Origin of the sequence: Rhizobacter sp. (assembly GCF_035702065.1) — a bacterium.
In the GTDB taxonomy this organism is placed as follows: Bacteria; Pseudomonadota; Gammaproteobacteria; order Burkholderiales; family Burkholderiaceae_C; genus Rhizobacter.
In genome coordinates this window covers 1-3904 of the sequence record NZ_DASSRA010000492.1, presented here as the reverse complement: position 1 = coordinate 3904, position 3904 = coordinate 1, and the positions used below count along the sequence as shown (strand labels likewise).

7 protein-coding genes are annotated in these 3904 nt (G+C 70.2%); 4 read left to right on the top strand and 3 right to left on the bottom strand.

Going from position 1 to position 3904, the window contains the following annotated elements; genetic code table 11:
• A partial coding sequence (locus VFL64_RS22030) for a PDC sensor domain-containing protein (RefSeq protein WP_489542534.1) occupies window positions 1-633 on the bottom strand: 633 nt, incomplete at its 3' end.
• Window positions 634-814: 181 nt separating this feature from the next.
• Here VFL64_RS22030 and VFL64_RS22025 point away from each other — a divergent pair.
• Window positions 815-1222 carry a YybH family protein gene (locus tag VFL64_RS22025; RefSeq protein WP_489542533.1) on the top strand — a complete coding sequence of 136 codons (408 nt, stop codon included), beginning with the start codon at window positions 815-817 and terminating at the stop codon, window positions 1220-1222.
• Between the two features lie 43 nt (window positions 1223-1265).
• Complete coding sequence (locus VFL64_RS22020; protein WP_489542535.1) at window positions 1266-1613, top strand: cupin domain-containing protein; 348 nt, start codon at window positions 1266-1268, stop codon at window positions 1611-1613.
• A 37-nt stretch (window positions 1614-1650) separates the two neighbouring features.
• On the opposite strand, the gene VFL64_RS22015 is transcribed toward VFL64_RS22020, so the two are convergent.
• Window positions 1651-2136, bottom strand: coding sequence for an SRPBCC family protein (locus VFL64_RS22015; protein ID WP_489542532.1), 486 nt, complete (start codon window positions 2134-2136; stop codon window positions 1651-1653).
• Window positions 2108-2476 (bottom strand): ArsR/SmtB family transcription factor, encoded by a 369-nt coding sequence (locus tag VFL64_RS22010; RefSeq protein WP_489542531.1) that lies wholly within the window; start codon window positions 2474-2476, stop codon window positions 2108-2110. Before VFL64_RS22010 ends, VFL64_RS22015 begins: the two co-directional genes overlap by 29 nt.
• Before the next feature lie 58 nt (window positions 2477-2534).
• On the opposite strand from VFL64_RS22010, the gene VFL64_RS22005 reads away from it, so the two are divergent.
• Window positions 2535-2858: a 2Fe-2S iron-sulfur cluster-binding protein gene (locus VFL64_RS22005; RefSeq protein ID WP_489542530.1), complete on the top strand. Its 324-nt coding sequence runs from the start codon at window positions 2535-2537 to the stop codon at window positions 2856-2858.
• Window positions 2859-2887: 29 nt separating this feature from the next.
• The coding region (locus VFL64_RS22000) for an NAD(P)/FAD-dependent oxidoreductase (protein ID WP_489542529.1) at window positions 2888-3904 on the top strand (1017 nt) is incomplete at its 3' end.

Here is a 3904-nt window from a genome sequence, read left to right as displayed (position 1 = left end):
GGTGCCGTCGGGCCCGATGAGCGAGACCACGCTGTCGTCGGGCATGTTGTTGCGCGCGAGCAGGGTGTTGGTGAGTGCGGTCAGGTCGATGGCCGCGCCGAGGAAGCCGATGCGCTCGCCCTGCGCGTTCTTGAACGGCATCACCAGGTTGACCAGGGGCCGCTTGCTGATGTCACCGCGAAAGGGCTTGCTGAGAAAGGTGTCGGGGCGCTCCAGCGCCTCCTTGAACCAGGCCACGTCCTTGTACGACTTGAAGCGCGAGGGCGACACGATCGACAGGCACAGCGGCGAGCCGTTGATGTCGACCGCGCCCACGTTGGCCAGCAGCGGGTCGACCGAGGTGAGGCCTTTCATCAGCTCGGCGCAGCGCGTGCCGTCGAGGTCTTTCAGTTCCTGGCGCGTTGCCAGGAAGGCCAGCATGCGCTCGGCGCGGCTGAGCAGCGCGTCGATCTCCTTGGCTGCATCGAGTGAGCGCACAGCCACCGCGGCCACTGCCTCGGCCCTGTCGTCCTGCGCGTCGAGGTACAGGGTGTAGGCGTGCAGGGCCAGCAAGGGCAGCGCCACGGCCACCGCGCACAAGAGCAGGCGCGGCATGAAGTAGCTGTCGCGCAGGCGTCGCCCGGCGCTGATCAAGCGCCGGCACCTTGCTGAGAGCTGAGCGGCCGGGCCCACGGGCTGGTTGGTGCGAGTTGCGAGCGGAATTATGCGCAGCCAGTATCTGCCGCGCCACCACGGCGCGGGGCGGGAAATTCGGCGCGAAGTCACGCCGGATGCGGCCGGTGTGGCAAGCTGCAGAGGCCACGGAGCTACCCCCATGCCAAGCGACGACGAACAGCAGATCCGAGCACTCGTGTCCACCTGGATGTCGGCCACACAGGCCGGCGACAGCGAGAAGGTGCTGAGCCTGATGACCGACGACGTGGTCTTCCTGCGCCCCGGCCACGCCCCCATGCGCAAGGCCGACTTCGCCCTCGCCGCGCAGGCACAGGCCGGCGGCCGGGCACCGCGCTTCGAAGGGCACAGCGAGATCGAGGAGCTCACCGTGGCCGGCGACTGGGCCTTTGCGTGGGCCAGCCTGCATGTCACCGCCCACCCGCCCGACGGGGCGCCGCCCGTCGAACGCGCCGGCCACACGCTGACGGTGTTCCACAAGCAGGACGGCACCTGGCGCCTGGCGCGCGATGCCAACCTGCTGGCGCCGGTGGAGGCGCGCCGTGGCTGAGCCGCGTGCCACGGTGCGGGGCCTGAGCCCTGATCGCGAGGTGATGACGCAGCAGCGCCTGCCCTACTTCATCGGCATCTCGGGCCAGACGGTGGGGGCCACCGGCTTGTCCATGCACCTGGTGGTGATCCCGCCGGGCGCGCGGGCGCAGCCCCATCTGCATGTGGGCTATGAGACCGGCATCTACGTGCTCGAAGGCACGGTGTGCACGCGCTGGGGTGCGGCGCTGGAGAACGAGGTGGTCAGCCGGGCCGGCGACTTTCTCTTCGTGCCACCCGGCGTGCCGCACGAAGCCATCAATCTCAGCGCCACCGAAGCGGCGCGCGCGGTGGTGGCACGCAACCACCCGGCCGAGCAGGACCTGGTCGAGCTGTACGAAGTGTCGGGGTGACGCCCGAAGCGAGCGGCCTGCGCCGAGGCACGCGCATTCAGCGCAGCTGCTGCGCCAGCGCCTCCAGCTGGTCGATGCAGGTGCCCCAGCCATCGAAGAAGCCCATCTCCTCGTGCTTGTCGCGCGTGCTCTTGTCGGGGTGCATCACGGTGGCGACGTAGCGCGTGCCCTCGCCCTCGTCGGCCAGGGTGATGACGGCTGTGAAGGGCATCCACGGCGTGGCGGGCCGCCAGCCAGCGGTCAGGCAGGAGCTGAAGACGATGCGGCTGTGCGGCACCACTTCCAGAAAGCTGCCCGGGTTGTCGCTGGTGCCGCCGTCGGGGCCCCGCATGAAGGTGTAGAAACCGCCGCCGGCGCGCAGGTCGAACTCGCGCACCTCGGTCGTCCAGGGCTTGGGGCACCACCACTCCTTGAGCAGATCGGGCTCGGTCCAGGCGCGCCACAGCGTGGCCCGCGGTGCGCGCACGAGGCGCGAGATGACGAGGTCGTGGGTTTCAGCGGGGGCGGCGTTTGGTGTGGGCATGGGAGGTGTCCTGTTGGTGAAGTTGCTCGGCAAAGCGGGCCAGGCGGTCGCTGCGGGCTTCCCACGTGGCGCGTTGTTCTGCGATCCAGCGCTCGGCCTGGGTCAAGGTCTTGGGCACCAGCTCGCAGGTGCGAACACGGCCGAGCTTGCGTGACCGGATCAGGCCGCTGCGCTCCAGCACCGACAGGTGCTTCATGAAGGAGGGCAGGGCCATCGAGAAAGGCGCGGCCAGCGCCGACACCGACTCCGGCCCGCGCCCGAGCGCGCCCACGATCGCCAGGCGCGTGGGGTCGGCGAGGGCGTAGAACACGTCGGAGAGGGCGACAGATTGGTTAGCCATTCGGCTCAGTATAGGCGCGCTTCTCCGCTTCGGCAAAGGGGTGTCCGATACTCACGCCATGCCCGACATCACCTTCATCCAACCCGACGGCGCCGAACAAGGCTTCGAGGCCCCCGAGGGCGTGAGCCTCATGCAGGCGGCCACCGGCTACGGCGTGGCCGGCATCCTGGCCGATTGCGGCGGCTCGGCCTCGTGTGCCACCTGCCATGTGTACGTGGACGAGGCCTGGGTGGCGCAGTTGCCGCCGCCGCAGCCCAACGAACTGGCCATGCTCGGCTGCACCGCCGCCGAGCGGCGCCCGACCAGCCGCCTGTCGTGCCAGATCCAGCTCACCGCGGCAATGCAGGGGCTGACCGTGCACCTGCCCGAGTACCAGCAGTAAGCTGGCTCCACCTTCCTGCGACCCAGACGATGAACGACACCACCGACTCCATTGTGATCATCGGCGGCGGCCATGCCGCGGCCCAGCTCTGCGCCGGCCTGGCCAGCGCCGGCCTCGGCCCGCGCGTGCACCTGGTGTGCGAAGAAGCCGAGCTGCCCTACCACCGCCCGCCCTTGTCCAAGGCCTACCTCAAGAGCCCCGATGAAGCGCTGCAATGGCACCGCGCCGAGGCCTGGTACGCCGAGGCCGGCATCCACGTGCACCGCGCCAACGCCGCGCTCGCCATCGACCGCGCGCACCGCACGGTCAAGCTCAAGTCGGGCGACGAACTGCCCTACGCCTGGCTGGTGCTCGCCACCGGCGCGCGTGCGCGTCGCCTGCCTTCGCTGCACGACGACCTGGCCAATGTGGCCGTGCTGCGCAACGCGGCGGATGCGCTGCGCGTGCGCTCGCTCATCACGCAGGCGCAGCACATCACCGTGCTGGGTGGCGGCTTCATCGGCCTGGAGATTGCGGCCACCGCGCGCGCGCTCGGCAAGCCGGTGACGGTGCTCGAAGCCGCACCGCGCCTGCTGATGCGCTCGGTCTCGCCGGAGGTCGCCGAGCACGTGCTGCAGACGCACCGCGCCAGCGGCATCGACGTGCGCCTGGGCGTGGCGGCTGGCGGCTTCGAGATCGAAGGCGGTCGCCTCGTTGCGATGACAGTCGACGGCCAGCGCGAACCCATCGACCTGCTGGTGTCGGGCATCGGCGCGTCGCCCGAAGATCAGCTCGCACGCGAAGCCGGTTTGCACTGCGACAACGGCGTGGTGGTCGATGCCTGCCTGCGCAGCTCCGACCCGCACATCCTCGCGGTGGGCGATTGCGCGAGCTTCCCCGAGTCGCGCAGCGCGCAGCGCGTGCGCCTGGAGTCGGTGCAGAACGCCAACGACCAGGCGCGCACCGCGGTGGCCACGCTGCAAGGCCGCGACGAGCCCTACGTCGCGCTGCCGTGGTTCTGGTCTGAGCAGGGCGCCATGCGCCTGCAGATGGCCGGCCTCGCGCCG